The organism is Kineococcus radiotolerans SRS30216 = ATCC BAA-149, assembly GCF_000017305.1.
Lineage (GTDB): Bacteria > Actinomycetota > Actinomycetes > Actinomycetales > Kineococcaceae > Kineococcus > Kineococcus radiotolerans.
On record NC_009664.2, the window covers coordinates 2,493,979 to 2,517,757 of the forward strand.

Here is a 23,779-nt window from a genome sequence, read left to right on the forward strand (position 1 = left end):
GGGACGCGTGCCCTCCGCAGCGACCGGAACCCGGCGCTCCGCCATCGTCGACCTCGCCCTCGAGGAGGGCCTCGCCCACGTCGAGGCGCTCGCCGCGCGGTTCGAGGTGTCACCCTCGACCATCCGCCGCGACCTCGCGATCCTCACCGCCGAGGGGCACATCGCCCGCACCTACGGCGGAGCCATCCCGATCAGCGCGCACTCCGAGACGACGCTGCGCCAGCGGATGGACGAGGCCCATGGCGCCAAGACCGCGATCGGGCGGTGGGCCGCCACGCAGATCGCCGCCGACGACACCGTCCTGCTCGACGTCGGTTCCACCGTCGGGGCGCTCGCCGCCGAGCTGCGCGGGGCGCGGGGGCTGACCGTCATCACCGCCAGCCTCACCGTCGTCGGCGCGCTGTCCGACGCCGACGGGGTCACCGTCGAGTGCCTCGGCGGCCGGTTGCGCCCCGTCAGCCAGGGATTCCTGGGGCCCCTCACCGAGGCCGCGCTGGAACGGATCAGCGCCGACGCGGTGTTCCTCGGGACCGACGGGATCTCCGACGAGGGGGAGATCTGCGAAGCGGACCAGCAGCAGGTCCGGCTGAAGGAGCTCATGGCGCGGCGCGCGGACCGCGTCCACGTGCTCGCGCACGGGGCCAAGCTCGGGGTCCGCCCCTTCCACGCCTGGGTCCGGCTCCCGCTGCCCTGGACGGTCGTCACGGACGCCACCGCCCCGGCGGAACGCGTCGCGGCGCTGCGGGCGCGGGGCGTGGAAGTCGTCGTCGTCGACGAAACCGTGACCCCCACCTGACCCGCCGGGCGTTCAGCGGGCGCGCGCCCACTCCTGGAACGCCGCCGCTTCCACCGGCCGCGAGAACAGGTACCCCTGCACGACGTCGCACCCCATCTCGGCGAGCAAGCGCCGCTGCTCCTCCGTCTCCACACCCTCGGCGACGGTGCGGACCCCGACCGCGCGGGCCAGCTGCACGCACGCCTGCACGATGGCGGTGTCGCTCGCGTTCACCCCGAGGCCGGTGACGAACGAGCGGTCGATCTTCAACTCGTCGACGGGGAAGCGCTGCAGGTACGTGAGACTGGCGTACCCGGTGCCGAAGTCGTCGACGGAGACGCCCACGCCGAGGTCCTTCAACGTCGCCAGCGTCGCCGCCGCCGCGTCGGGATCCACGGCGAGGGCGGTCTCGGTGACCTCCAGGACCAGCAGGTGCGCCGCGAGCCGGTGACGGGCGAGCGCCCCCGTCACCGCGTCCACGAGACCGGGGTCGGTCAGCTGGCGCGTGGACAGGTTCACCGCGACCTCGACCGTCGCGCACTCCGGGTCGCGGGCCCAGCGCGCGGCCTGCTCCACGGCCGCGTCCAGCACCCACGCACCGAGTTCACGCACCAGGCCGGACTGCTCGGCGAGGTCGATGAACTCCGACGGCGGCAGCAGACCGCGCACGGGGTGCTGCCAGCGCACCAGGGCCTCCACGCCGCTGATCCGTCCGTCGTGCACCCGGACCTGGGGCTGGTGGTGCAGGCGCAACTGGCCGTCGGGGATGCCGCGGCGCAACTCGCCCAGCAGCCGCAGCCGGTCCGCAGCCCCGTCGTCGGTGCGGGGATCGTGCACCTCGACGCGCTGCCGGCCCCGGGCCTTGGCCCGCTGCATCGCCACCCCGGCGTCGTGCAGCGCCCGGTCCGCGTGGCCGGGCTCGGGGGCGGCGAGCGCCGCGCCGATGCTCGCGGAGGTGACGACCTCCAGACCGGCGAGGACGACGGGCGCGGTGAGCTCCTCCAGGAGCCGTTCCGCGAGGGCGCGCGCCGCGTCGAGGTCCTCGCAGCGGTCGACGACGACGAACTCGTCCGCGGAGGACCGCGCCACGACAGCCCCCTCGCGCACCACCGCGCACAGGCGCTCGGCGACCGTCAGCAGCAGTTCGTCGCCGGCGGCGACGCCCAGGCTCTCGTTGACGACGGCGAAGTGGTCGAGGTCCACGACGAGGACCCCGACCGAGGTGCCGGTCGCGGACTCCAGGTGCACCGACAACCCCGCGCGGTTCGGCAACCCGGTCAGCGGGTCCTGCAGCGCACGACGACGGCTCTCGGTCTCGGCGGCGGCGCGGCGGTCGTCGGACTCCTCGGCCCGGTGCAGGGCGGCGACGAGTTCCCGCTCGTGCGCGCGCCGCTCCGGCGCGCTGAAGACGACGACGCGCACCTCGTCCGGGACGCCGTCCGTCACGGGGGCGCGGGTGGCGGTGACGAGCGCCGGACGACGCACGCGGTCCGCGCCGACGATCTCCACGACGACCTCGCTCACGGTCCCCGTCGTGCTGAGCTGGGGCGCGCTGTGCGTGGACCACAGGATCCGGTCCCCGACGGGCAGCAGCCGGTTGAACGCCGACCCCAGCAGGTCCTCGCGCCGGTGCCCGGACCAGTGCAGGAACGTGTCGTTGACGCGGGTGACCCGCCCGTCGGCGTCCGTCGTCAGGTACCCGCAGGGGGCCTGCTGGAACAGCGCCTCGAACGCGGACGGGTCGTCGTTCACGCGGAGCGGCGCAGGTGGGCGAGGACCGCGGCGGCGGTCTCGTCGGGGGCGCTGACGTGGGGGCAGTGCCCCGACGCCTGCAGCGCCACCAGCGTGGCGTGCGGCAGCCGGTCGACGACCTCCTGCACGGCGCTGTCGGGGGCGAGGGCGTCGTCCCGGCACTTGAGGACCAGGGTCGGGGTGGTGACGCGGGTCAGCAGCTCGCGGGAGTCGGTGTGGAACGTGGCCCGGGCGAAGTCGCGAGCGGTGCCGGGGTGCAGCTGCCGGAACGACTCGGTGAACTCCTCCCCGAGCTCGGGTCGCTCCGGGTTCCCCATGATCATCGGAGCCACGGTGGCGGTCCAGGACAGGTAGTTGACGTCCAGGGAGTCCAGGAGCTCGGCGACGTCCTCGGTGGAGAAGCCGCCGTCGTACCCGGTGGCGGGGTCGTCGGTGTAGCGCGCCGACGGGGCGATCATCACCACCTGCGCGAACCGTTCGGGGGCGCGGAGCGCAGCCCGGGCGGCGATCATGGAACTCACGCTGTGCCCCACGACGACGACGTCGCGCAGGTCCAGCTCCTCGCACAGCTCGACGAGGTCGGCCGCGTACCCGTCGAGGGTCACGTACTTCTCGCGTTCGTAGGCGGCCGTGTCGAAGCCCCCCGCGCCGGCCAGGTCCAGCAGGACGACGCGGTGCGTGGGCAGGAGGGCGGGCAGCATTCGGTTCCAGCACTGCTGGTCCGTGCCGAAGCCGTGGACGAGCAGGAGCACCGGACCATCGTCGCGGCCGAGGGAGCGGACGTGGTGACGGGCCGCCGCGACGCGCGCGACGGTGGTGTCCCCGACGGTGGTGGGAGCAGGCACGACGAGTCCTTCCGGGAGGTGCCCGGCGCTGGGTCGACGGGTCCATCTCCTCCTTCGGCAGGTGGACCGGGCGTCTTGAAGCCGCAGGTGCCCGTCCCCGCCGGGGGAATGCCCACGACGCGGGGACGTTGTACTCACTGGCGGCGCTCCGTACGGCCCCGGGCTCCAAAACCCGTCGCTACGAGCGACCACCGTGCCGTCAGGCGCAGTCGGAGCGTCGCCACCTGACCACTCACTCCCGGCCCCGCCGGGTCGTCAACCGTCCCCAGGAGGACACCGTGAAGGGCGACAGGGTCGAGATCGTCGTGGACGCGAGTGGTGACACCCGCACCTACGAGGTCGAGGCCACCCGCGCCGGCCGCCGCGTCGACGTGACGCACGGCCGAGGCCTGGTCGAGGTCACCGAGGTCACCCGTGGTGGCACCCCCGTGCGCACGGCCCGGTTCATGGCCGCGCGCGTCATCGCGCTCGTCGAGCACCCCTCGCCGCGCTCAGCGGCCGAGGACGACGACGAGACCGTGCGTCCGCTGCGCGTCAGCGCCTGAGTCGTACGTCGGTCGGGGTGGTCCGCTACCCCGACCGACGGGGCTGATCCGGACGAGTGACAGCCGGGACACCGGGCTCAGGGATCGGCTCAGGCCGCCGATGAGTGGTGTCGGAGCAGGACGCCCGCCCCGGTGAGGGGGTGGCTGCGCAGGGCCCGAGGGCGATTTGCACTGGCCCGCGGGGGCCGCGTACTGTTCTTCATGTCGCCCCGGCGGGGCGGAAAACCTGGGGCTTGTGAGTCTGGGTGGTCCGCGTCTGGGGGTGGTGGTCATCTTGGGCGTCATCGGGTTGCAGTTTGGCTTGGTGTCGGGTTAAGGTGGGGAAGTTGTCCCTCTTCGGGGGCTCTCCGGTTCGGGGGGTTGTCCGGGTGGGTGCGTCCGGTTCTTGAGAACTCAACAGTGTGCCAAAAAGTGTTGATGCCATATGTATCAACCCCCAATGGCTGTTCATGTTCTGCTGCATCGTCTGGTGTGGTGGGGGTGGATGGTCGGGGATTCCTTTGGGATTGATCTCCGCCTCTTTCACGCCAGTGGGGGGTGGGGTTTTCGAGTCCAAGGGTCAACTATGAAGTGAAATGATCTACATCGCTGACTGTTCCTTTCGGGGGTGGTTGGGGGTGGAAGGTTTTTCGACGGAGAGTTTGATCCTGGCTCAGGACGAACGCTGGCGGCGTGCTTAACACATGCAAGTCGAACGGTGAACCCCTTCGGGGGGGATCAGTGGCGAACGGGTGAGTAACACGTGAGCAACCTGCCCCTGGCTCTGGGACAACCACTGGAAACGGTGGCTAATACCGGATACGACTCATCACCGCATGGTGTGTGGGTGGAAAGTTTTTCGGCTGGGGATGGGCTCGCGGCCTATCAGCTTGTTGGTGGGGTAATGGCCTACCAAGGCGACGACGGGTAGCCGGCCTGAGAGGGCGACCGGCCACACTGGGACTGAGACACGGCCCAGACTCCTACGGGAGGCAGCAGTGGGGAATATTGCACAATGGGCGAAAGCCTGATGCAGCGACGCCGCGTGAGGGATGACGGCCTTCGGGTTGTAAACCTCTTTCAGCTCCGAAGAAGCGAAAGTGACGGTAGGAGCAGAAGAAGCACCGGCTAACTACGTGCCAGCAGCCGCGGTAATACGTAGGGTGCAAGCGTTGTCCGGAATTATTGGGCGTAAAGAGCTCGTAGGCGGTGTGTCGCGTCTGCTGTGAAAACTCAGGGCTCAACTCTGAGCTTGCAGTGGGTACGGGCACACTTGAGTGCTGTAGGGGAGACTGGAATTCCTGGTGTAGCGGTGAAATGCGCAGATATCAGGAGGAACACCGGTGGCGAAGGCGGGTCTCTGGGCAGTTACTGACGCTGAGGAGCGAAAGCATGGGGAGCGAACAGGATTAGATACCCTGGTAGTCCATGCCGTAAACGTTGGGCGCTAGGTGTGGGGTCCATTCCACGGATTCCGTGCCGCAGCTAACGCATTAAGCGCCCCGCCTGGGGAGTACGGCCGCAAGGCTAAAACTCAAAGGAATTGACGGGGGCCCGCACAAGCGGCGGAGCATGCGGATTAATTCGATGCAACGCGAAGAACCTTACCAAGGCTTGACATGCGCGGTGGAATCCCAGAGATGGGGTGTCATTTAGTTGGTCGCGTACAGGTGGTGCATGGTTGTCGTCAGCTCGTGTCGTGAGATGTTGGGTTAAGTCCCGCAACGAGCGCAACCCTCGTTCCATGTTGCCAGCACGTTATGGTGGGGACTCATGGGAGACTGCCGGGGTCAACTCGGAGGAAGGTGGGGATGACGTCAAATCATCATGCCCCTTATGTCTTGGGCTTCACGCATGCTACAATGGCCAGTACAGAGGGCTGCGATACCGTGAGGTGGAGCGAATCCCAAAAAGCTGGTCTCAGTTCGGATCGGGGTCTGCAACTCGACCCCGTGAAGTCGGAGTCGCTAGTAATCGCAGATCAGCAACGCTGCGGTGAATACGTTCCCGGGCCTTGTACACACCGCCCGTCACGTCATGAAAGTCGGTAACACCCGAAGCCGGTGGCCCAACCCGTAAGGGGGGGAGCTGTCGAAGGTGGGACTGGCGATTGGGACGAAGTCGTAACAAGGTAGCCGTACCGGAAGGTGCGGCTGGATCACCTCCTTTCTAAGGAGCATCAACCACACCTCACAGACCACCGGCTCCGTCGTGGGTTGGTGGTGAGGGTGGGTGGGCCGGTTTCTTCGGACGTACGTTCCGGGGCCGGTGCTCAAGGGTGGAACATCAACACGATTCTTTCTGGCTTCTTCTGCTGTCAGTACCTCCCGCGTGCGGGAGTGGAACGCGGTGGGGAGTTCGGAAAGGGTCTGGCGCACTGTTGGGTCCTGAGGGACCGGCCGGCAACTCCGTCGAGTGATTGACGGGGTTGCGGGTGGTTTCTTGGTCTGGGCCTGCCTTGGTCATTCACATCGGCTTGCAGAGGGTTGTCACTTCGGTGGTGCTCTGCGGGTGCTGGTGGTGGTCGTTAGAGGTGGGTGCGGGTTGTCTGTTGAGAACTGCACAGTGGACGCGAACATCTTTTAGTAGTGGTGTTCGTCGAGTAGATAATCCTCTGATGATCGGACCGTTGCGTCCAGGGGCTCCTTCGTGGGTGTCTGGGTGGGTGGTCCGTGTCTTTGTGGTTTGGGTTCAAGTTTATCGCCTTGACCCGCATTGATCGTTCATCGCTGTTCTCGCTTCGGCGGGTGTGTGGTGGTGGGTGGTGTGTGGTGGTCAAGTGTTTAAGGGCGCATGGTGGATGCCTTGGCATCAGGAGCCGATGAAGGACGTGGGAGCCTGCGATAAGCCTCGGGGAGTTGGCAACCGAATGTTGATCCGAGGGTGTCCGAATGGGGAAACCCGGCCGTCGTCATGGGCGGTCACCCGCATCTGAATGTATAGGGTGCGTGGAGGGAACGTGGGGAAGTGAAACATCTCAGTACCCACAGGAAGAGAAAACAATTGAGTGATTCCGTGAGTAGTGGCGAGCGAAAGCGGATGAGGCTAAACCTGGCTCGTGTGATACCTGGTAGGGGTTGCGGGTGAGGGGTTGTGGGAGTGTTCTGGACTGGGCTACCACCTGGTCGGGGAGTGAGAAAGTCGTGGTGTAGCCGAAGGGCCTGGGATGGTCCGGCGTAGTGGGTGAGACCCCCGTAGGCGAAACATTGCGGCCTCCTTGGGAGCATGTCCCGAGTAGCACGGGGCTCGTGAAATCTCGTGTGAATCTGCCAGGACCACCTGGTAAGCCTAAATACTTCCTGATGACCGATAGCGGACAAGTACCGTGAGGGAATGGTGAAAAGCACCCCGGGAGGGGAGTGAAATAGTACCTGAAACCGTGTGCCTACAATCCGTCGGAGCAGGCTTGTACCTGTGACGGCGTGCCTTTTGAAGAATGAGCCTGCGAGTTAGTGGTGCGTGGCGAGGTTAACCCGTGTGGGGTAGCCGTAGCGAAAGCGAGTCCGAATAGGGCGTTTTTAGTCGCGTGCTCTAGACCCGAAGCGGAGTGATCTACCCATGGCCAGGTTGAAGCGCGGGTAAGACCGTGTGGAGGACCGAACCCACCAGGGTTGAAAACCTGGGGGATGAGCTGTGGGTAGGGGTGAAAGGCCAATCAAACTCCGTGATAGCTGGTTCTCCCCGAAATGCATTTAGGTGCAGCGTCACGTGTTTCTTGCTGGAGGTAGAGCTACTGGATGGCTAATGGGCCCCACCGGGTTACTGACGTCAGCCAAACTCCGAATGCCGGTAAGTGAGAGCGTGGCAGTGAGACTGCGGGGGATAAGCTTCGTAGTCGAGAGGGAAACAGCCCAGATCATCAGCTAAGGCCCCTAAGCGTGTGCTAAGTGGGAAAGGATGTGGAGTTGCGCAGACAACCAGGAGGTTGGCTTAGAAGCAGCCACCCTTTAAAGAGTGCGTAATAGCTCACTGGTCAAGTGATTCCGCGCCGACAATGTAGCGGGGCTCAAGTACACCGCCGAAGCTGTGGCATTCACATGTTAACCCCAGGTGCTTGGACTTGTTCTGAGTGTCTGCAGGTGTGTGGATGGGTAGGGGAGCGTCGTGTGTGGGGTGAAGCAGCCTGGTGATGGGTTGTGGACTGCACGCGAGTGAGAATGCAGGCATGAGTAGCGAATGACGGGTGAGAAACCCGTCCGCCGATTGACCAAGGGTTCCAGGGCTAGGTTCATCCGCCCTGGGTAAGTCGGGACCTAAGGCGAGGCCGACAGGCGTAGTCGATGGACAACGGGTTGATATTCCCGTACCGGCGTAGAACCGTCCATGGTGAGGCCGGGGATGCTAAGCACCCAAAGCCGCCACCACCTTCGGGTGGTGGTTGGTGGAGCGTGTGACCCGATCCGGTATTAGTCAAGCGTATTAACAGGGGTGACGCAGGAGGGTAGCTTCCGCGTGGCGATGGTTGTCCACGTCCAAGGGTGTAGGGCGTGCTGTTGGTAAATCCGCAGCGCTGACTTGAATGTCGAGCTTGAGACCTGATGGTGACCCTTTCGGGGGGAAGTAGGGTGATCCCATGCTGCCTAGAAAAGCCTCGGCGCGAGGTTCGAGCCGCCCGTACCCTAAACCGACTCAGGTGGTCAGGTAGAGAATACCGAGGCGTTCGAGTGAATCGTGGTTAAGGAACTCGGCAAAATGCCCCCGTAACTTCGGGAGAAGGGGGGCCTGAGACGTGAAGCTCCTTGCGGGCTAGCGTTTGAGGGCCGCAGAGACCAGGGGGAAGCGACTGTTTACTAAAAACACAGGTCCGTGCGAAGTCGCAAGACGATGTATACGGACTGACGCCTGCCCGGTGCTGGAACGTTAAGGGGACCGGTTACTCACCCTTGTGGTGGGGACGCTGAGAACTTAAGCGCCAGTAAACGGCGGTGGTAACTATAACCATCCTAAGGTAGCGAAATTCCTTGTCGGGTAAGTTCCGACCTGCACGAATGGCGTAACGACTTCCCCGCTGTCTCAACCGCGAACTCGGCGAAATTGCACTACGAGTAAAGATGCTCGTTACGCGCAGCAGGACGGAAAGACCCCGGGACCTTCACTATAGCTTGGTATTGGTGTTCGGGACGGCTTGTGTAGGATAGGTGGGAGACTGTGAAGCTCACACGCTAGTGTGGGTGGAGTCAACGTTGAAATACCACTCTGGTCGTTCTGGATGTCTAACTTCGGTCCGTGATCCGGATCAGGGACAGTGCCTGGTGGGTAGTTTAACTGGGGCGGTTGCCTCCTAAAGAGTAACGGAGGCGCCCAAAGGTTCCCTCAGCCTGGTTGGCAATCAGGTGTTGAGTGTAAGTGCACAAGGGAGCTTGACTGTGAGACCGACAGGTCGAGCAGGGACGAAAGTCGGGACTAGTGATCCGGCCGTGGAGTGTGGAATCGCGGTCGCTCAACGGATAAAAGGTACCCCGGGGATAACAGGCTGATCTTGCCCAAGAGTCCATATCGACGGCATGGTTTGGCACCTCGATGTCGGCTCGTCGCATCCTGGGGCTGGAGTAGGTCCCAAGGGTTGGGCTGTTCGCCCATTAAAGCGGTACGCGAGCTGGGTTTAGAACGTCGTGAGACAGTTCGGTCCCTATCCGCTGCGCGCGTTGGAAACTTGAGAAGGGCTGTCCCTAGTACGAGAGGACCGGGACGGACGAACCTCTGGTGTGCCAGTTGTTCCGCCAGGAGCATGGCTGGTTGGCTACGTTCGGAAGGGATAACCGCTGAAGGCATCTAAGCGGGAAGCCTGCTTCGAGATGAGGTTTCCGTGCCCCCTTGTGGGGTGAGAGGCTCCCTGTAGACGACGGGGTTGATAGGCCGGGTGTGGAAGCAACGACGAGAGAGTTGTGGAGCTGACCGGTACTAATAGGCCGATCACTTGTCTACCACGCACCAGTCACCATCACTGCTGAGCAGTGCGGTGGGGTGTGGGGTTGAGGCGAGTACTTGAACGGTTACGAGATCAAGCACCGCTGCTGGTGTTCGCGTCCATTGTGTGGTTCTCGGGAGAGAACTCGAACACACCACTCTTGCGCAGACTTTCGTCTGTCGGGGGTGGGGTGTGGTTTGATCCTGACCTTTGTGGTCCGGTGGTCATAGCGGTGGGGAAACGCCCGGTCTCATTCCGAACCCGGAAGCTAAGCCCACCAGCGCCGATGGTACTGCTCGGGAGACTGGGTGGGAGAGTAGGTCACCGCCGGCCACTCACACTTGCGAGACGTTGAGGGGATTCCCATCTCCTCCTTCCTGCGGGTGCTGCAGCTTGTGCAGCACCCAGCGGGAAGGAGAGGCGGGGATCCCCTCAACGCATTCCAGGACCTTTGCCGTGGCCACCACTGGGCTCTGTGGCGAGAAGACCAAACCGGGGGCCCGCCTCTCTGGCGGGGATCGATCCGCCTATGTCCTTCTGTCCTTGCCGGCCAGTGCGGCCCTCAGCTCCTGATGTTGCGTCGGTGACTCCGCTGATCGTTCGGGTGGGCTCCTCCTAGGCGCAAGCAGCCCTCTTCACGCCTTCCCGGCGGCCGCACTTTGAGTTCTGGACGACGCGGCAAGGGTCTACGAGCCTAGGGTCGTAGGACGTCGCTGCCCTTCTGAGCCACGCCGACTGTTGTTGTCGGGTGGAGGAGTGATCCCCACGTACCTCTGTCCAGCAGCGCGGATCGGTGTGTTCCTACGCAGGTGTAACCTCGCGGTTCATCGTCGATGGAGCCGCTAGTTGCAGGGGGCTGCCCTCCATCCCATGGCCGGAGCCGCTCGGCTCAGGCGTGCTGGGCCGTCCACGCAGCGTGCAGCCGGGAGTACGGGCCCCCGGCGTGGGCGAGCTCCGCAGCGGGTCCCACCTCGACGACGCGTCCCGAGTCGACCACGACCACCGTGTCGGCGGCTTCGGCCGTCGAGAGCCGGTGGGCGATGGCGACGGAGGTGCGCCCGCTGAGCACGCCCTCCAAGGCCCGCTGAAGCCGCACCTCCGTCGCGGGATCGACGGAGGACGTCGCCTCGTCCAGCACCAGCAGGTCCGGGTCCGCGAGGTGGGCGCGGGCCAAGGCGACGAGCTGACGCTCACCGGCGGAGAGACGCTCACCGCGCTGACCCACCGGCGTCGCGAGCCCCTCGGGGAGGGCGTCCAGCCAGGAGGACAGCCCGAGGTCGTCGAAGGCGCCGCGCACGTCGGCATCGGTGGCACCAGGCTTCCCGCGGCGGACGTTCTCGCCGACGGTGGCGTCGAAGAGGAAGCCCTCCTGGGGGACGGCCACGACCCGGCGGTGCAGCTCCCGCGACGGCAGGTCACGGGCGTCAACGCCGTTGAGCAGGACCCGGCCCGAGGTCGGGTCGACCAGCCGGGTGACGAGCCGGGACAGGGTCGTCTTCCCTGAGCCCGTCTCCCCCACGACCGCCGTGCGGGAACCGGGGCGGAAGTGCAGCGAGACCCCGGCCAGCACGACCTTGTCCGTGCCCGGGTAGGTGTAGGCGACGTCCTCGACCCGGACGTCGACGGGCCCGGCGGGCAGGGCCCGGGGTTGCGCGGGCTCGGGGACGGTGACGGGGGTGTCGATGAGGTCGACGACGCGGCGCCAGCCCGCGAGGGCGTTCTGCAGCTCGTTGAGGACCTCGGTCGCGGCCTGCACGGGGCCCACCCACAGCTGCGCGAGGAACAGGAACGCCAGCAGGCGGCCGAGGGTGATGTCACCGTCGAGGCCGAGCAGCGTGCCGACGACGATGACGAGGGCGACGACCAGCCCGGAGACGAAGACGCCCGAGGAGAACGTCACCGCCGTCGCGGTCTGCGCCTTCACGGCCTGCCGGCGGTGCGCCTCGATCGTGGCGTCGATGCGCCGCCAGGACCGCTCCGAGGCGGCGTGGGCGCGGATCACGTCGGCACCCACGACGGCCTCGGAGAGCGCGGCCAGCAGGTCGCCCATCCGCACCCGGACCGCCCGGTAGGCCCGGGTCACCGGGCGCTGCAGCCGCTGACGGGCCAGCACGAGCGGCACGAAGCAGCCCAGCACCACGAGCGCCAGCTGCCAGGAGTAGAAGAACATCAGCGCCGTCGCCAGCAGCACCTGGCCGGCGGACAGGACGAGGACGAGCATCCCGGTCTGCAGGAACGTCGAGATGGTGTCGACGTCGCTGGTCACCCGGCTCACCAGCGACCCCCGGCGCTCCCCGCCCTGGGTCAGCACCGCCAGGTCGTGGACGTGACGGAACGCGCGCACCCGCAGCGTCGCCAGCCCCGCCTCGGTGGCCTCGAACAGCCGCACGTTGACGATCCACGCGGTGCCCGCGGTGATGACCACGACCAGCGCGGCGAGGGCGCACAGGACGACGATGCGCCCCACGTCCGGCCCGCCCGCCGCCTGCACGCCGCTGTCGATCGTCTGCTGCACGGCCACGGGGACCGCGAGCTTGCCCAGCGTCGTGGCGGCCGCGATGGCCAGGGTGACGCCGATGCCCTCGGCGAACTCGGGGGTCAGTTCGCGGGAACGGGCCAGCACTCCGGAGCTCACGCCGCACCTTCCTCGTCCTCGACGGCGCGCGCGGCGGCCGCCCGCGCGTACGCCGTCACCAGTTCCCGGTAGCCCGCGTCGCGGGCCTCGACCTCAGCGGCCGGGCCGCGGTCCACGACCCGCCCGCGCTCCAGGTGCACGACCTCGTCGGCCAGCGCGATCGTCGCCGGCCGGTAAGCCACCACGACCACCGTGGTCCCCAGCCCCGTCTCGGCCAGGCCGTCGAGCACGGCCCGCTCCACGGCCGGGTCCAGCGCGCTCGTCGCGTCGTCCAGCACCAGCAGCCGGGGGCGGCGCACCAGTGCGCGGGCCAGGGCCAGGCGCTGGCGCTGACCGCCCGACAGCGTCGAGCCGCGCTCCCCGACGAGCTCGTCGAGGCCGCCGGGCAGGGACTGCACGAAGGCCTCCGCGCGGGCCAGGCGCAGCGCCTGCCACACCTCCTCGTCGGAGACCTCCAGCCCCAGCGCCACGTTGCCGCGGACGGTGTCGTCGAAGACGAACGTCGACTGCGGCACCAGCGACGCCGCCCCCGCGACCTGCCCCTCCGCCAGCTGCCGCACGTCGACGCCGTCGAGGAGCACCTCGCCCGTGGAGGGGTCGACGAGGCGCACCAGCAGACCCGCCAGCGTCGACTTGCCCGCGCCGGTGCCGCCCACGACCGCCACCGTCGTCCCCGCGGCGACCTCGAGGGTCACGTCGCTCAGCACCGGGGGGTGCTCGACCACGTCGCCCGAACCGTCGCCCAGCAGGTCCGCCGCGGGCGCCGGGTGGCGGTAGGACAGCCCCGAGGCGGACACCGTCAGCGGCCCGCCGGGCGCGACGGGGCGCGGACCCCACGGGGTCGTCGCGTCCTCCTGCAGCACCGTCTGCACCCGCGCGTCCCCGGCGACGGTGCGCGGGAGGTCGGCGAGCAGCCAGCCGAAGGACCGCACCGGGAAGGCGAGCAGGCTCAGCAGGTAGGCGATCTGCACCAGGTCGCCGACGCTCGTGCTCCCGCTCGCGACCCGGGTCGCCCCCACGACCAGGACGAGGAGGGTGCCCAGGGAGGGCAGCGCCTCGATGACCGGGTCGAACGCGCCGCGGGTGCGGCCGGCGGCGACGTTCGCGTCGCGCAACCGCTCCGCGTCGTCGCGGAAGCGCTCGACCTCCTCCCCGGCCAGGCCGAGGGTCTTCACGACGAGCGCGCCCTCGAAGCTCTCGTGCGCGGTGGCCGAGACCTCCCCGCGCAACTGCTGGACGCGGGTGACCAGCGGCGACATGCGGCGCTGGTAGACGACGTTCGCGGCCAGCAGGGCCGGGACGACGAGCAGGCCCACCGCGGCCAGGACCGGGTCGGCGGCGACCATCGCGATCCCGGCGAAGAGGATGAGGACGGCGGTGCCCAGCGCGAAGGGCAGCACCATCGTCGCCTGCCACGTCGCCTCGACGTCCGAACCGGCGGTGGCGAGCAGCCGCCCGGCCGGGTGGGCGTGGTGCCAGGACAGCGGGAGGTCCAGGTAGCGGCGGGCGAGGTGACGCCGGTACCGCGCCTGCAGGGCGAAGGTGAAGGCGCCGCCGAAGATCCGGCGCAGCAGGACCCCGCCGACGAGGACGACGGTGACCGCCATCAGCGCCGCCCCCGCCAGCCACACCTGCGCGGTGGTGACCGGGCCGCTGCCCGTCACGGCGGGGACGACGACCCCCTCGGTGACCCGGCCGACGAGGAACCCCGACGCGGCGTTGCCGATGCCGTAGATCACCGAGCCGACGATGGCGATCCGGAACGGTCGGGGTTCCTCGCGGACCCCGCGGGCCAGGGTGCGGACCCCGCTGACGAAGGTGCCGCTCACCGCCGCCACCCGCTCGTCGTCGTGCCCGCGGGGGAGGGGAGTGGCCTGTGAGTGCTCCGTCGAACTGACATCGAGGACAACCTACGGCGAGGGGGGCGGAGGGCGCTCCCGGGAACCCGTCGCCGGGCGGACGCCGCCGCCCGCCCGGCCCCGGGTCAGGGCTGGAAGACGGCCCGCAGGCAGTCGTCCTCCTTCTCCTTGAAGATCCGGTACCCCTCCACGGAGTCCTCCAGCGACATCCGGTGGGTGGCGAGGAAGGAGGTGTCGAGCTCGCCCGCCGCGAGGTGGGCCAGCAGCCGCGGCACGTAGCGCTGCCCGTGCTGCTGCGCCGCCTTGATCGTGAGGCCCTTGTTCAGGACGACGCCGGTGGGGAAGGAGTCGGTCAGGCCGTAGACGCCGAGGATCGACACGACCCCGCCCTTGCGGCAGGCGAGCACCGCCTCGCGCAGCGGGGTGGCGCGGTCGGTCTCCAGCCGCACGGCCTGCTTGGCACGGTCGACCACGTTCTGCAGGCCCGTCCCGTGGCCCTCCATGCCGACGGCCTCGATCACCGCGTCCGGGCCGCGGCCGCCGGTGGACTCGCGCAGCACCTCCTGCACGCTGTCGACCTCGGAGTAGTCGATCGTCTCCGCGCCGATCCGGTCGCGGGCCAGGGTGAGCCGGGAGGCGAGGCGGTCGACGACGATGACGCGCTCCGCGCCCAGCAGGCGGGCGCTCGCGGCGGCCATCAACCCGACCGCGCCGGCGCCGAACACCGCGACGGTGTCGCCGGGGGTGATGTCGCAGAAGTCCGCGCCCATGAACCCGGTGGGCACGGCGTCGGAGGTGAACAGGGCCGAGACGTCGTCCACGCCCTCGGGGACGGGGAAGCAGTTCACGTCGCCGAAGGGGACGCGGACGTACTCCGCGTGCGAACCGGCGTACCCGCCGAAGGGGTGGGTGTAGCCGTAGATGCCACCGGACGGGTACCCCAGCAGCGGCTGCTGGAGCGCGCCGTTGGGGTTCGTGGTGTCGCAGAGGGAGTACATCTCGCGCTTGCAGTACGCGCACGTGCCGCAGGCGATGAAGGAGGGCACGACGACGCGGTCGCCGACGGCGGTGCTCCGCACCTCCGGTCCGACCTCGACGACGACGCCCATGAACTCGTGGCCGAAGACGTCGCCGGGCTGCATGCCCGGCAGGTAGCCGTCGATGAAGTGCAGGTCCGAACCGCACGTCGTGGTGAGCGAGACCTTCAGGACCACGTCGTGCGGGTTGAGCACGGTCGGGTCCGCGACGGTCTCCACCGCGAGGTCGTTCACGCCGTTCCAGACGAGTGCGCGCATCAGTGGTCCTCCGCCCGAGCCGCCGGCTGGGGACTGATCGTGGGGATCTCGCCGGTCTGCAGCAGGGCGCGCAGCCGGTAGAGCACGGTGAACGCGGGGGCGCCGGTGGGGACGTCCAGCCGCAGCGTCGCCTCGGTGCCCATGTCGCGCGGGGCGGTGCGGGTGCGCAGCGACACCAGGGCGTCGGCCGGGACGGCCCCGGCCTCGGGGGCCCCGCCCTCGGTGTCCTGCTCGACGCGCTCGACGGCTTCGGCGGGCCCGCCGCGGAGGAAGTCCACCCCGCCGGGCGTCACCGACAGGCGGGTGGGCACGCCGTCGGCGCCCTCGCCGAGGGTCCAGGTGAACTCCCCGGGCGCCGGGGACGTCACGGCGCCGACCTCGCCGAGCAGGCGGGAGAGCACCGCGGGGTCCTGGAAGGCCGAGAGCACCTCGGCGGGGGGACGGTCGATGGTCAGCGTCTGCGGGGAGCGGTCGCCGGCCCCTCCGCGGCCCCCGTGGTGCAGGGCGTGCGGGAGGACCTTCGCGGCCGCGTCGAGCAGACGGCGGGACGGGTTCGTCACCTTGGCTCCGGGGTGTGGGTTCCAGGCGCGGCGGGGGCCTGCACCGTTCCGCAGGCTACGACCCGCCACCGGGTCCGGCACCTCGCGACCGCGGCCCGCCCGGGCCCTCGTCGGTGCGCCCCGGAGGTGCTCCGCGGCGCCCGGGGACCTCGGTGGTGGTCGTCGCGCCCGGGGGATGACACCCTGGCGGGGTGGCAGCAGCGGACCGGCCCCCCGTCAGTGACTCCTACGAGCTGGGGGAGCGTGCGCTGGGCGACCTGCGCGGCGCCTTCGCGACGTGGCTCGACGAGAACGTCGAGGTCGACGACGAGGTCGGCGCCGGCGCCGTCGTCGAGGCGCTGACCGTGGGGGCGGGGGGCCTGCTCACCGTGCGGCCCGGCGCCGTCGTGACCCGGCTGACCCCCGTCGACGTCGAGGCCCTCACCGGCCAGGTCGTCCCGGCCATGGTCGCCGACACCGGCACCCCGGAGCCGGCGGAGATGCAGGAGGACCTGGAGGCCATCTGGTACCAGTTCCTCGCCTTCCTCGGCGAGACGGGGCGCTGGACGGGTTCCGCGGGCGACCTGGAGACCTGCCTCACCCTCCTCCAGGGGGAGCCGCCGGAGCTGGCGGAGGTCTTCGCCGAGGCCGCCGAGGACGTCGACGAGGGCGAGGAGGACGCGACGATCCTCGCCTCCTTCCCGGTCCGGGCCGCCCGGGCCGTGCTCGAGCACGTCGGGGAGGGGCTGGCCGTCCCCGACGACGCCGAGCTCGCCCCGGACTCGGTGACCGCGGTCCTCGCCGCCTTCGAGCACCCGATCCCCATCACCGCCGACCAGGACGGGCAGCCGCAGGACCTGGAGGACGTCCCCTGGCTGCGCCAGGTCGTGCTGACGATGCTCGACCTGGACCTGCTGGACGGCGAGGACGAGACGCTGCTCGTCCCGGGCGCGGAGGCGGAGCACTGGCTGGAGCCGACGCCGGAGCCGCGGGAGCTGCGGCGCCTGCTGGTGGGCCGGTTCGTCCTCGACGACCCGGGGACCCTCGACGGCGGCTTCTCCATCACCGAGGCGGTGCTGCCGACCGTGCTGGCCTCGGCCGCCGCGGGCCGGCCCTTCGACGACGCGGCGCTGGACGACCTCGTCGCCAACGCCGACGTCCTCGGCCCGGCCGCCGGGGTCGCGGTGGAGGAGCTGCGGGAACGGCTCTCCGACCTCGCCGTCCTCGGGATCGTCAGCGGGTCCGCCCCGTGGACGGTCGCGCGCGGCTACTGGCCGGCCCTCGCGGCCGCCGCCGCGGAGGAGGGCGACGAGGACCCCCTGGGCGACCTGTTCGGCGAGGGCGAACCGCACTGGCTGGAGAACGTCATGGGGCAGCTCGGCGTGGGCGACGACCAGATGCAGCAGATCCGCAACATCCTCGGCGGGCGCTGACCCCGCCGCGGTGGACCGGCTGCGTCCCGCGGACGAGGTGCGGGCGACGGCGCTGCGCGTCCTGGCGGACCAGCGGCGGGTCCTGCGCGCGGCGGGGGTCCCCGGGGAGCTGCTGCTCGTGGGGGGCAGCAGCGTCGCGGGCGGGTTGACCCGCGGCGACGTCGACCTGCACCTGCGCGTCCCCGTCCCCGCGTGGACGGCGGCGACGACGCGGCTGCGGGAACTGCTGCCCGTGGTGCACCCGGAGATCTGGAAGCCCACCCTCGCGACGTTCGCGGTCCCCGGGACCCCGCTGCCCACGGGGCTGGCGGCCACCCCGGCGGGTTCGGAGCACGACCTGCGGTTCACCCGCACCTGGGCGCTGCTGCGGGCCGACCCGCAGCTGCTGGCCCGCCTCGACGCGGTCAAGCGCAGCGCCCGCGCGCAGGACTACGAGCGGGTCAAGTCGGAGTTCTTCGACGACCTGCTGCGCCGCCGGCCCGACCACCCCGCCGGCGGGTCCTGACCGGGCGGCTCGGCGCGGTCCGCAGCGGGGTCCGCGGGTCGCCCGTCGTCCCCCCCCCGTTCCCGATCGCCCGGAGGTGGCGGCGCAGGCCGTGGAGCACGCGTCAGGCGGAGGGGGCGAGGCTGGAGGGGCCGCTGGAGAGGACCGCGGCGGCCAGGGCGCGGGAGGCGGGCCGGTCCCGCGTCCGGGGGTTGGTCAGCAGCACCAGGTCGATCTGCCCGAGCTCGGGCAGCTTGTGCTGCGGGCCCAGCGCCACCAGCTGCACCGGCACCAGCGAGCTGGCCAGGCAGGACACCCCGATCCCCGAGGCGACCGCGGCGATGAGGCCGTTCACCCCGCGGCACACGCACGCCGAGCGGTAGCCGATGCCCACCCGGTCCAGGGCCTCGTGCATCGCGGCCCCGCTGATCGAGGGCGAAGGGTAGACCGCCAGCGGCACCGGCTGGCTGAGGTCCAGGCGGGTGGAGGAGTTGCCCACCCACACCAGGCGTTCGCGCCGCACCAGCTTGCCCTCCCCCGAGCGGGGCGGGCGCTTGCCGATGAAGATGTCCAGCCGGTCGTTCTCCAGGCGGCGGTGCAGGGTCCCCGACTGGTCCACCGTCAGTTCGAGGTCGACGCGCGGGTTCTCCCCGCGGAAGTCGCGCAGGATCGCCGGCAGGCGGGTCAGGGCGAGGTCGTCGGACATCCCGATCCGCAACCGGCCCACCGGGCGCGCCCCGGTGAAGTACGCCGCGGCCTGCTCGTGGGAGGCCAGGATCGAGCGGGCGAAACCGATCATCGCCTCCCCGTCGGGCGTCAGCGTCACCGAGTGGGTGTCGCGGTGGACGAGCTGGCGGCCCACGGCGTCCTCCAGCTTGCGCACGTGCTGGCTCACCGTGGACTGGCGGACCCCCAGCCGGGCGGCGGCCTGGGTGAAGGAGTGCGTCTGCGCCACGGCGAGGAAGGTGCGCAGCTGCACCGGCTCGAACGTCGTCGTGGGGCCCTGGCCCGTGGTCATGGTCTCCGCCCCGTCGCGCGTCCCGGACGGTCATCACGACACGTGATGACTGATAAGCCGTCCACCGAGCTGCAGCGTAGCGGCCGAGGCCCCGATGATGGGAGGACGCAACGAGACGGTCAGCACGAGAGGCACCAGGTCGTGACACCGGCAGCCGCCGACGCAGCAGCGCAGGACACCCCCACCGCCCCGGGCCCCGCGAGAGGACGCGCCACCTTCGCGGCCCTGCGCGTGCGGAACTTCCGGATCTACGTCACGGGGCAGCTGTTCGCCAACACCGGCGTCTGGGTGCAGAACATCGCCCTCGACTGGCTGACCCTGGAACTCACGCACTCCCCGGCCGCCGTCGGCATCGCGATGGCCCTGCAGTTCCTCCCGATCCTGCTGTTCGGGATGCACGGCGGGATGATCGCCGACCGCTACCCCAAGCGGAACATCCTCCTCGTCACCCAGTTGTGCAGCGCCTCCGTCGCCGCCACCCTCGCCGTGCTCACGATCTCCGGGCGCATCAGCGTCACCGCCATCTACGTCCTCGCCGTCGTCGGCGGGCTCGTCGTGGCCCTCGACAACCCCACCCGGCAGTCCTTCGTCGGCGAAGTCGTTCCCGCGCAGTACGTCCGCAACGCCATCGCGCTCAACGCGGCCGTCTTCCAGACCACCCGCCTCGTCGGGCCGGCGGTGTCCAGCGTCCTCATCGGCACCGTCGGGACGGGCTGGGCCTTCGCCGTCAACGCGCTGCTCTACCTCGGGCCCACCGTCACGCTCTCGACGATGCGGACCGCCGAACTGCAACCGGTCCACGCGATCCCGCGGGCCAAGGGGCAGTTGCGCTCGGCGCTGCGCTACGTCGCCGACCGTCCCCACGTCGGGTGGACCATCGCCCTCGTGGGGGTGTTCGGCACGTTCGGCCTGAACTTCCCCGTCGTCCTCACCGCCATGGCCTCGGAGACCTTCCACGCCGGGGCCGGGTTGTACGGGACGTTCAACGTCGTCCTCGCCGTCGGTTCCGTGGTGGGCGCCCTGATCGCCGGGGGCCGCACCCGCACCCGGCTGCGGCTCATCCTCGTCCTCGCCGCCTGCTTCGGCGCGGCCCAGACCCTCGCCGCGTTCGCCCCCAACCTCACCGTCTTCGTCGTGGTGCTCGTGGCGATGGGGGTCAGCAACCTCGCGTTCCAGGCCATCGCGAACTCCTCCGTCCAGCTCTGGGTCGACCCGGAGTACCGCGGGCGGGTCATGGGCCTCTACGTCCTGGTGTTCATGGGCGGCACCCCGATCGGCGGCCCGATCACCGGCTGGATCACCGAGCACGTCGGTGTGCGCGCGGGCATGGCGGTCTGCGGGCTGGTGCCCCTGGCCGCGGCCCTGGCCGTGGCCGCGGTGCTCGCGCTGCGCCCCGTCCTCGCCCGGCGCCGGGAGGCCGCGGCGCTCGCCGGCTGAACCCCCTCCGGAGCCCCGCCCGCGCCACCGCGGCGCGACCCTCCCGGTGACCGTGCGTCCCTGTGGACGGACTCCGCCGCCCCCGCCGGAACCGGGTTAGGTTCCGGCGACCGGGAGGGGGGTCCGCGTGGACGAGTTGTCGACGTCGTCGCCGGCGGCGGCCGACGCCGCGGCGCTCACCGCGCGCGCGACCGCCCGCGACGCCACCGCCGTCCGCGACCGCGTGGACGTCGCGGTCGCGGCGCTGGAGGGCTGGTACGGCCCCGCCCGGGACGGTTTCTCCGCCCGCGTCTCGCAGGTGCGGGACGAGCTCGACGCGCTGTCGTCGACCGCGGCGGCCGGGGCGGCGCTGATCGAGGAGCACGCCCGGCGGCTGTCGATGCTGCGCGCGAAGCTGGCGGGGATCGACGCGGAGACCGCCCGGCTGCAGCGGCGGGTGGACGCCGGCGTCGTCGACCTCGCGGCCTGGCAGGGGGACTGGGCGCAGCTCGAGCGCTGGCAGGACAGCCGGCACCGGGTGCTGGCGGAGTTCGACCAGGCCACCGAGGAGTTCGCGGCCCGGTTGTTCGCGGTGCTGGACCAGGTCCCGCACCGGCCCCGGCGCCTGGGGGAGCACGTCGACGACGCCGCGGCGACGGTGGCCGCGTCGGCCGGGGACGCGGCGTTCCTCGCGCTGGGCTGGACCGAGGACGGCCCCGGCTGGCGGGCGGCCTGGCAGCAGGTGCCGGCCGCCGCGGTGGACGCGGCCACCCACCCCGTGGCCACCCTCGCCGACGCGGTCGCCTGGGACGACTGGACGCAGGGCCGCTACGGCGCGGGCGCGGCCACGCTGGGGATGGCCGCCGTCGGCCGGGGGATCGGGCGGGGGATCGGGCGGGGCGCTCCGCCGGGCGTGGCGCGCCCGGCGGGACGCCGGTGGGCGCGCCACCTCGACGCGCGGGGGAACCCGCTCCCGCAGTCGCTGGAGGACCTGCTGGCGGGGGTGGACCTGGAGCGCAGCGAGGTGTTCCCCTCCGCGCACACGCTGAGCCGGCACGTGGAGGTGGATGATGAGTTCCTGCGGAACCGCCTCAGGACCGGTGAGGTGGAGGGCGGTGCCGTGCGCCGGGCCCCGGACACCGTCTCGCGGTGGAAGGACCGGGAGACGGCCGAGGAGGTCGTCACCGCGGCGTTGCGGACCCGCCGGGCCGGCGTCGAGGCCGCGGCGGGCACGGGGGTGCGCGACGTCCGGGTGGAGGCACCGGCCCCCGCGGACAGCGGGACGATCTGGACGAGGAGCAGCGGTGGCGAAGCGGTCCGCAGGAACCCCTCGAGGGTGGTCGTGGTCCTGACGCGCGCGGACGACGGGTCGTGGTTCGTGCGCACGTCCTACCTGGAGGTGTGACGTGGGGATCGTGACCTCACCCGTGGCCCACGCCTACGGCGACGGCGACCCGCGGTTGTGCGCGCGCGACGACCTGGAGTGGGTCCTCACCCACCAGGCCGTCGACCCCGCCCGCGAGCGCGACGCCTGGCGGGAGGTCCTCCGGGCCGCCCGGGCGGGCGACTACGCGCACGTGGTGCGCACCGCGGGCCGCGTCAACCGGGCCGAACCGCCCGAGGGGAACTCGTGGTCCCGCTGGGCGCAGTGGGTGGACCTGCGGCTGTCGGAACTGGCCGACGACCCCTCCCGGGTCGTGGACCTCCCCCGCGAGGACGAGCCGTGGCGGCTGCGGGAGGGGGTCCTGGACCCCGCCGCGCGCGACGTCGTCCAGCGCGCCCTGGCCGCGACGCCGGTGCCGGCGGGGGACTCCCGGCGCGACCACGTCGTCGTCGAAACCCCCGCGCCCGTCGGGCTCGCCGTGCGCCTGGACCGCACCACGGGCGACGTCGCGCAGGTCGCGACCGCCCGGCTGGGGGTCGTGCTGGAACGGACCGACCGGGTCCGCGTCCTCGGGGTGCACGCCGCGGACGCGGTGGAGGACCCGCGCACGGCGGGGTGGCGGGAGCGGTGGCCGAGCCTGGCCTCCGCCCTGGGGGGCTGGTTCAGCCAGTCGGGGCTGGGGCGGTACGAGCCGCAGGCGGCGCAGGCGGCCATGCTGCGGCAGGAGAGCGACGAGCGCCTCGAGCGCGTCGCCGCCGAGGCGGCGGAACTGCTGACCCTCGGCGACGAGGACGTGCGCGCGGTCGTCGTGGCGTTCGGGTGCTGCGTCGAACCGTCCTACCTGCGCTCCTGGCTGGGGTGGATGGTCTGGCGCATCGGCTACTTCGACTGGAAGTGACGTACGGCCCGGACCGCGCCGGCGGGCCGGGAGGTCGGGTCTAAAGGTCGGGGGCGACGAGGACCTCGAAGGCGTCGAGCTCGGCGAGGAACTCCTCGCGCACCTGCTCGCCCGCCCACGAGATCTCGATGGCGTTGCGCTGCAACCGGATGATCTCGTCGAAGGTCAGGTCCGCCTCGCGGGTCAGGGCCACCACGTTCTCCGTCGCGTACCCGCCGGAGCGGGCGGGGCGGCCGGAGCCCACCGCGACCTTCACGCCGCGGCGCAGCAGGTCGGCGATCACGGGGGCCCGGGAGTCGCCGGTGGCGGCGGCGTTCGACAGCGGGGAGCACGTCAGCCCCGTCCCCCGCTCGAGCACCAGCGCCAGCAGTCGCGGGTCCCCGGCGACGTCGGTGCCGTGGTCGAGGCGGTCCACTCCGACGTCCTCCAGCAGCCGGCGCAGGTGCCCGGGGGCGTCGCCCCGGGCGGGGTCGCCGTGCGCGCTCAGCGCGAACCCGGCGGCGCGGGCCCGGGCGAGCAGGGGCGCGAACGCCGCCGGGGCGTCGTCCCGCGCGCCGGACCCCAGGCCGACGCCCATGATCTCCTCGCGGAACCCCGTCGCCGCCTCGAGCGCCGCCTCGGCGCTCTCCAGCGGCAGGTCGCGCACCAGGGACAGCACCAGGCCCACGCTCAGCCCGAGGTCGCGCCGCGCCTGCGCGGCGGCGTCGTGCAGGCCGAGGACGACGTCCTCGAACGCCACCCCCCGCGCGAGGTGCACCTGCGCGTCGAAGGACACCTCGGCGTGCCGGACGTCCTGGGCCGCGAGCCGCCGGAAGCACGCCGCCGCCAGGTCGTGGAAGTCCGCGCGGGTGACCAGGACCTCCACCGCCGTCCCCCGGGCGGGGTCGACCCCGTTGCGGCGGGCGAGCTCCCGCTCCAGGTCCGGTTCCAGGGCCCCCTCCAGGTGCAGGTGCAGCTCGACCTTGGGGATCCCGGCGGTGAAGGCGGCGTGTTCCACGGACGCATCCTGCCCCG

Annotated in this window: 15 protein-coding genes and 3 rRNA genes; 10 read left to right on the forward strand and 8 right to left on the reverse strand. The window is 70.5% G+C overall.

Annotated features, from left to right (window positions below; all coding sequences use genetic code 11):
• Positions 1-7 precede the first annotated feature (7 nt).
• Complete coding sequence (locus KRAD_RS11980; protein WP_012085872.1) at positions 8-796, forward strand: DeoR/GlpR family DNA-binding transcription regulator; 789 nt, start codon at positions 8-10, stop codon at positions 794-796.
• A 12-nt stretch (positions 797-808) separates the two neighbouring features.
• On the opposite strand, the gene KRAD_RS11985 is transcribed toward KRAD_RS11980, so the two are convergent.
• Positions 809-2,527 carry a putative bifunctional diguanylate cyclase/phosphodiesterase gene (locus KRAD_RS11985; RefSeq protein WP_012085873.1) on the reverse strand — a complete coding sequence of 573 codons (1,719 nt, stop codon included), beginning with the start codon at positions 2,525-2,527 and terminating at the stop codon, positions 809-811.
• A complete protein-coding gene (locus KRAD_RS11990) occupies positions 2,524-3,372 on the reverse strand; it encodes an alpha/beta fold hydrolase (RefSeq protein WP_012085874.1) in 849 nt (282 codons plus the stop codon). Before KRAD_RS11990 ends, KRAD_RS11985 begins: the two co-directional genes overlap by 4 nt.
• Before the next feature lie 278 nt (positions 3,373-3,650).
• Between KRAD_RS11990 and KRAD_RS11995 the strand changes: the two genes are divergently transcribed.
• From KRAD_RS11995 to rrf, 4 genes are all read left to right on the forward strand, one after another.
• The gene (locus tag KRAD_RS11995; protein WP_012085875.1) at positions 3,651-3,917 is read left to right on the forward strand and encodes a hypothetical protein; all 267 of its coding nucleotides are present in this window, start codon (positions 3,651-3,653) and stop codon (positions 3,915-3,917) included.
• Between the two features lie 629 nt (positions 3,918-4,546).
• A 16S ribosomal RNA gene (locus tag KRAD_RS12000) occupies positions 4,547-6,065 on the forward strand.
• Between the two features lie 604 nt (positions 6,066-6,669).
• Positions 6,670-9,821, forward strand: a 23S ribosomal RNA gene (locus tag KRAD_RS12005).
• A gap of 199 nt (positions 9,822-10,020) precedes the next feature.
• Positions 10,021-10,137, forward strand: a 5S ribosomal RNA gene (rrf, locus tag KRAD_RS12010).
• Together the 16S, 23S and 5S rRNA genes form the textbook arrangement of a ribosomal RNA operon.
• 556 nt (positions 10,138-10,693) lie before the next feature.
• Here rrf and KRAD_RS12015 read toward each other — a convergent pair.
• The 4 genes from KRAD_RS12015 to KRAD_RS12030 form a co-directional block, all read right to left on the reverse strand.
• Positions 10,694-12,439, reverse strand: a complete 1,746-nt coding sequence (locus KRAD_RS12015; RefSeq protein ID WP_012085876.1) for an ABC transporter ATP-binding protein — start codon at positions 12,437-12,439, stop codon at positions 10,694-10,696.
• A complete protein-coding gene (locus KRAD_RS12020; protein WP_012085877.1) occupies positions 12,436-14,268 on the reverse strand; it encodes an ABC transporter ATP-binding protein in 1,833 nt (610 codons plus the stop codon). The genes KRAD_RS12015 and KRAD_RS12020 overlap by 4 nt, the downstream gene beginning before the upstream one ends.
• A 155-nt stretch (positions 14,269-14,423) precedes the next feature.
• A complete protein-coding gene (locus KRAD_RS12025) occupies positions 14,424-15,593 on the reverse strand; it encodes a zinc-dependent alcohol dehydrogenase (protein WP_012085878.1) in 1,170 nt (389 codons plus the stop codon).
• A complete protein-coding gene (locus tag KRAD_RS12030; protein WP_049821182.1) occupies positions 15,593-16,153 on the reverse strand; it encodes a hypothetical protein in 561 nt (186 codons plus the stop codon). Before KRAD_RS12030 ends, KRAD_RS12025 begins: the two co-directional genes overlap by 1 nt.
• A gap of 191 nt (positions 16,154-16,344) precedes the next feature.
• Here KRAD_RS12030 and KRAD_RS12035 point away from each other — a divergent pair, with 191 nt between their 5' ends.
• Both KRAD_RS12035 and KRAD_RS12040 read left to right on the forward strand, forming a co-directional pair.
• Entirely contained in the window at positions 16,345-17,565 is a 1,221-nt protein-coding gene (locus KRAD_RS12035; protein WP_012085880.1) for a hypothetical protein, read from the forward strand.
• Between the two features lie 10 nt (positions 17,566-17,575).
• A complete protein-coding gene (locus tag KRAD_RS12040) occupies positions 17,576-18,070 on the forward strand; it encodes a GrpB family protein (RefSeq protein WP_012085881.1) in 495 nt (164 codons plus the stop codon).
• A 103-nt stretch (positions 18,071-18,173) separates the two neighbouring features.
• Here KRAD_RS12040 and KRAD_RS12045 read toward each other — a convergent pair whose 3' ends face one another.
• Positions 18,174-19,067 (reverse strand): LysR family transcriptional regulator, encoded by an 894-nt coding sequence (locus KRAD_RS12045; RefSeq protein ID WP_012085882.1) that lies wholly within the window; start codon positions 19,065-19,067, stop codon positions 18,174-18,176.
• 141 nt (positions 19,068-19,208) lie between these two features.
• On the opposite strand from KRAD_RS12045, the gene KRAD_RS12050 reads away from it, so the two are divergent.
• From KRAD_RS12050 to KRAD_RS12060, 3 genes are all read left to right on the forward strand, one after another.
• A complete protein-coding gene (locus KRAD_RS12050; protein ID WP_012085883.1) occupies positions 19,209-20,504 on the forward strand; it encodes an MFS transporter in 1,296 nt (431 codons plus the stop codon).
• Positions 20,505-20,631: 127 nt separating this feature from the next.
• The gene (locus tag KRAD_RS12055) at positions 20,632-21,888 is read left to right on the forward strand and encodes an RNase A-like domain-containing protein (protein WP_012085884.1); all 1,257 of its coding nucleotides are present in this window, start codon (positions 20,632-20,634) and stop codon (positions 21,886-21,888) included.
• Between the two features lie 10 nt (positions 21,889-21,898).
• Positions 21,899-22,765 carry a hypothetical protein gene (locus tag KRAD_RS12060; protein ID WP_157873584.1) on the forward strand — a complete coding sequence of 289 codons (867 nt, stop codon included), beginning with the start codon at positions 21,899-21,901 and terminating at the stop codon, positions 22,763-22,765.
• Between the two features lie 40 nt (positions 22,766-22,805).
• On the opposite strand, the gene KRAD_RS12065 is transcribed toward KRAD_RS12060, so the two are convergent.
• Positions 22,806-23,762: an adenosine deaminase family protein gene (locus KRAD_RS12065; RefSeq protein WP_012085886.1), complete on the reverse strand. Its 957-nt coding sequence runs from the start codon at positions 23,760-23,762 to the stop codon at positions 22,806-22,808.
• Between the last annotated feature and the right edge of the window lie 17 nt (positions 23,763-23,779).

What these genes read in the sequence shown, in the direction of transcription:
- KRAD_RS12025 (WP_012085878.1), bottom strand. Translation starts at nt 15,593, where the DNA reads ATGCGCGCACTCGTCTGGAACGGCGTGAACGACCTCGCGGTGGAGACC.
- KRAD_RS12045 (WP_012085882.1), bottom strand. Translation starts at nt 19,067, where the DNA reads ATGACCACGGGCCAGGGCCCCACGACGACGTTCGAGCCGGTGCAGCTG.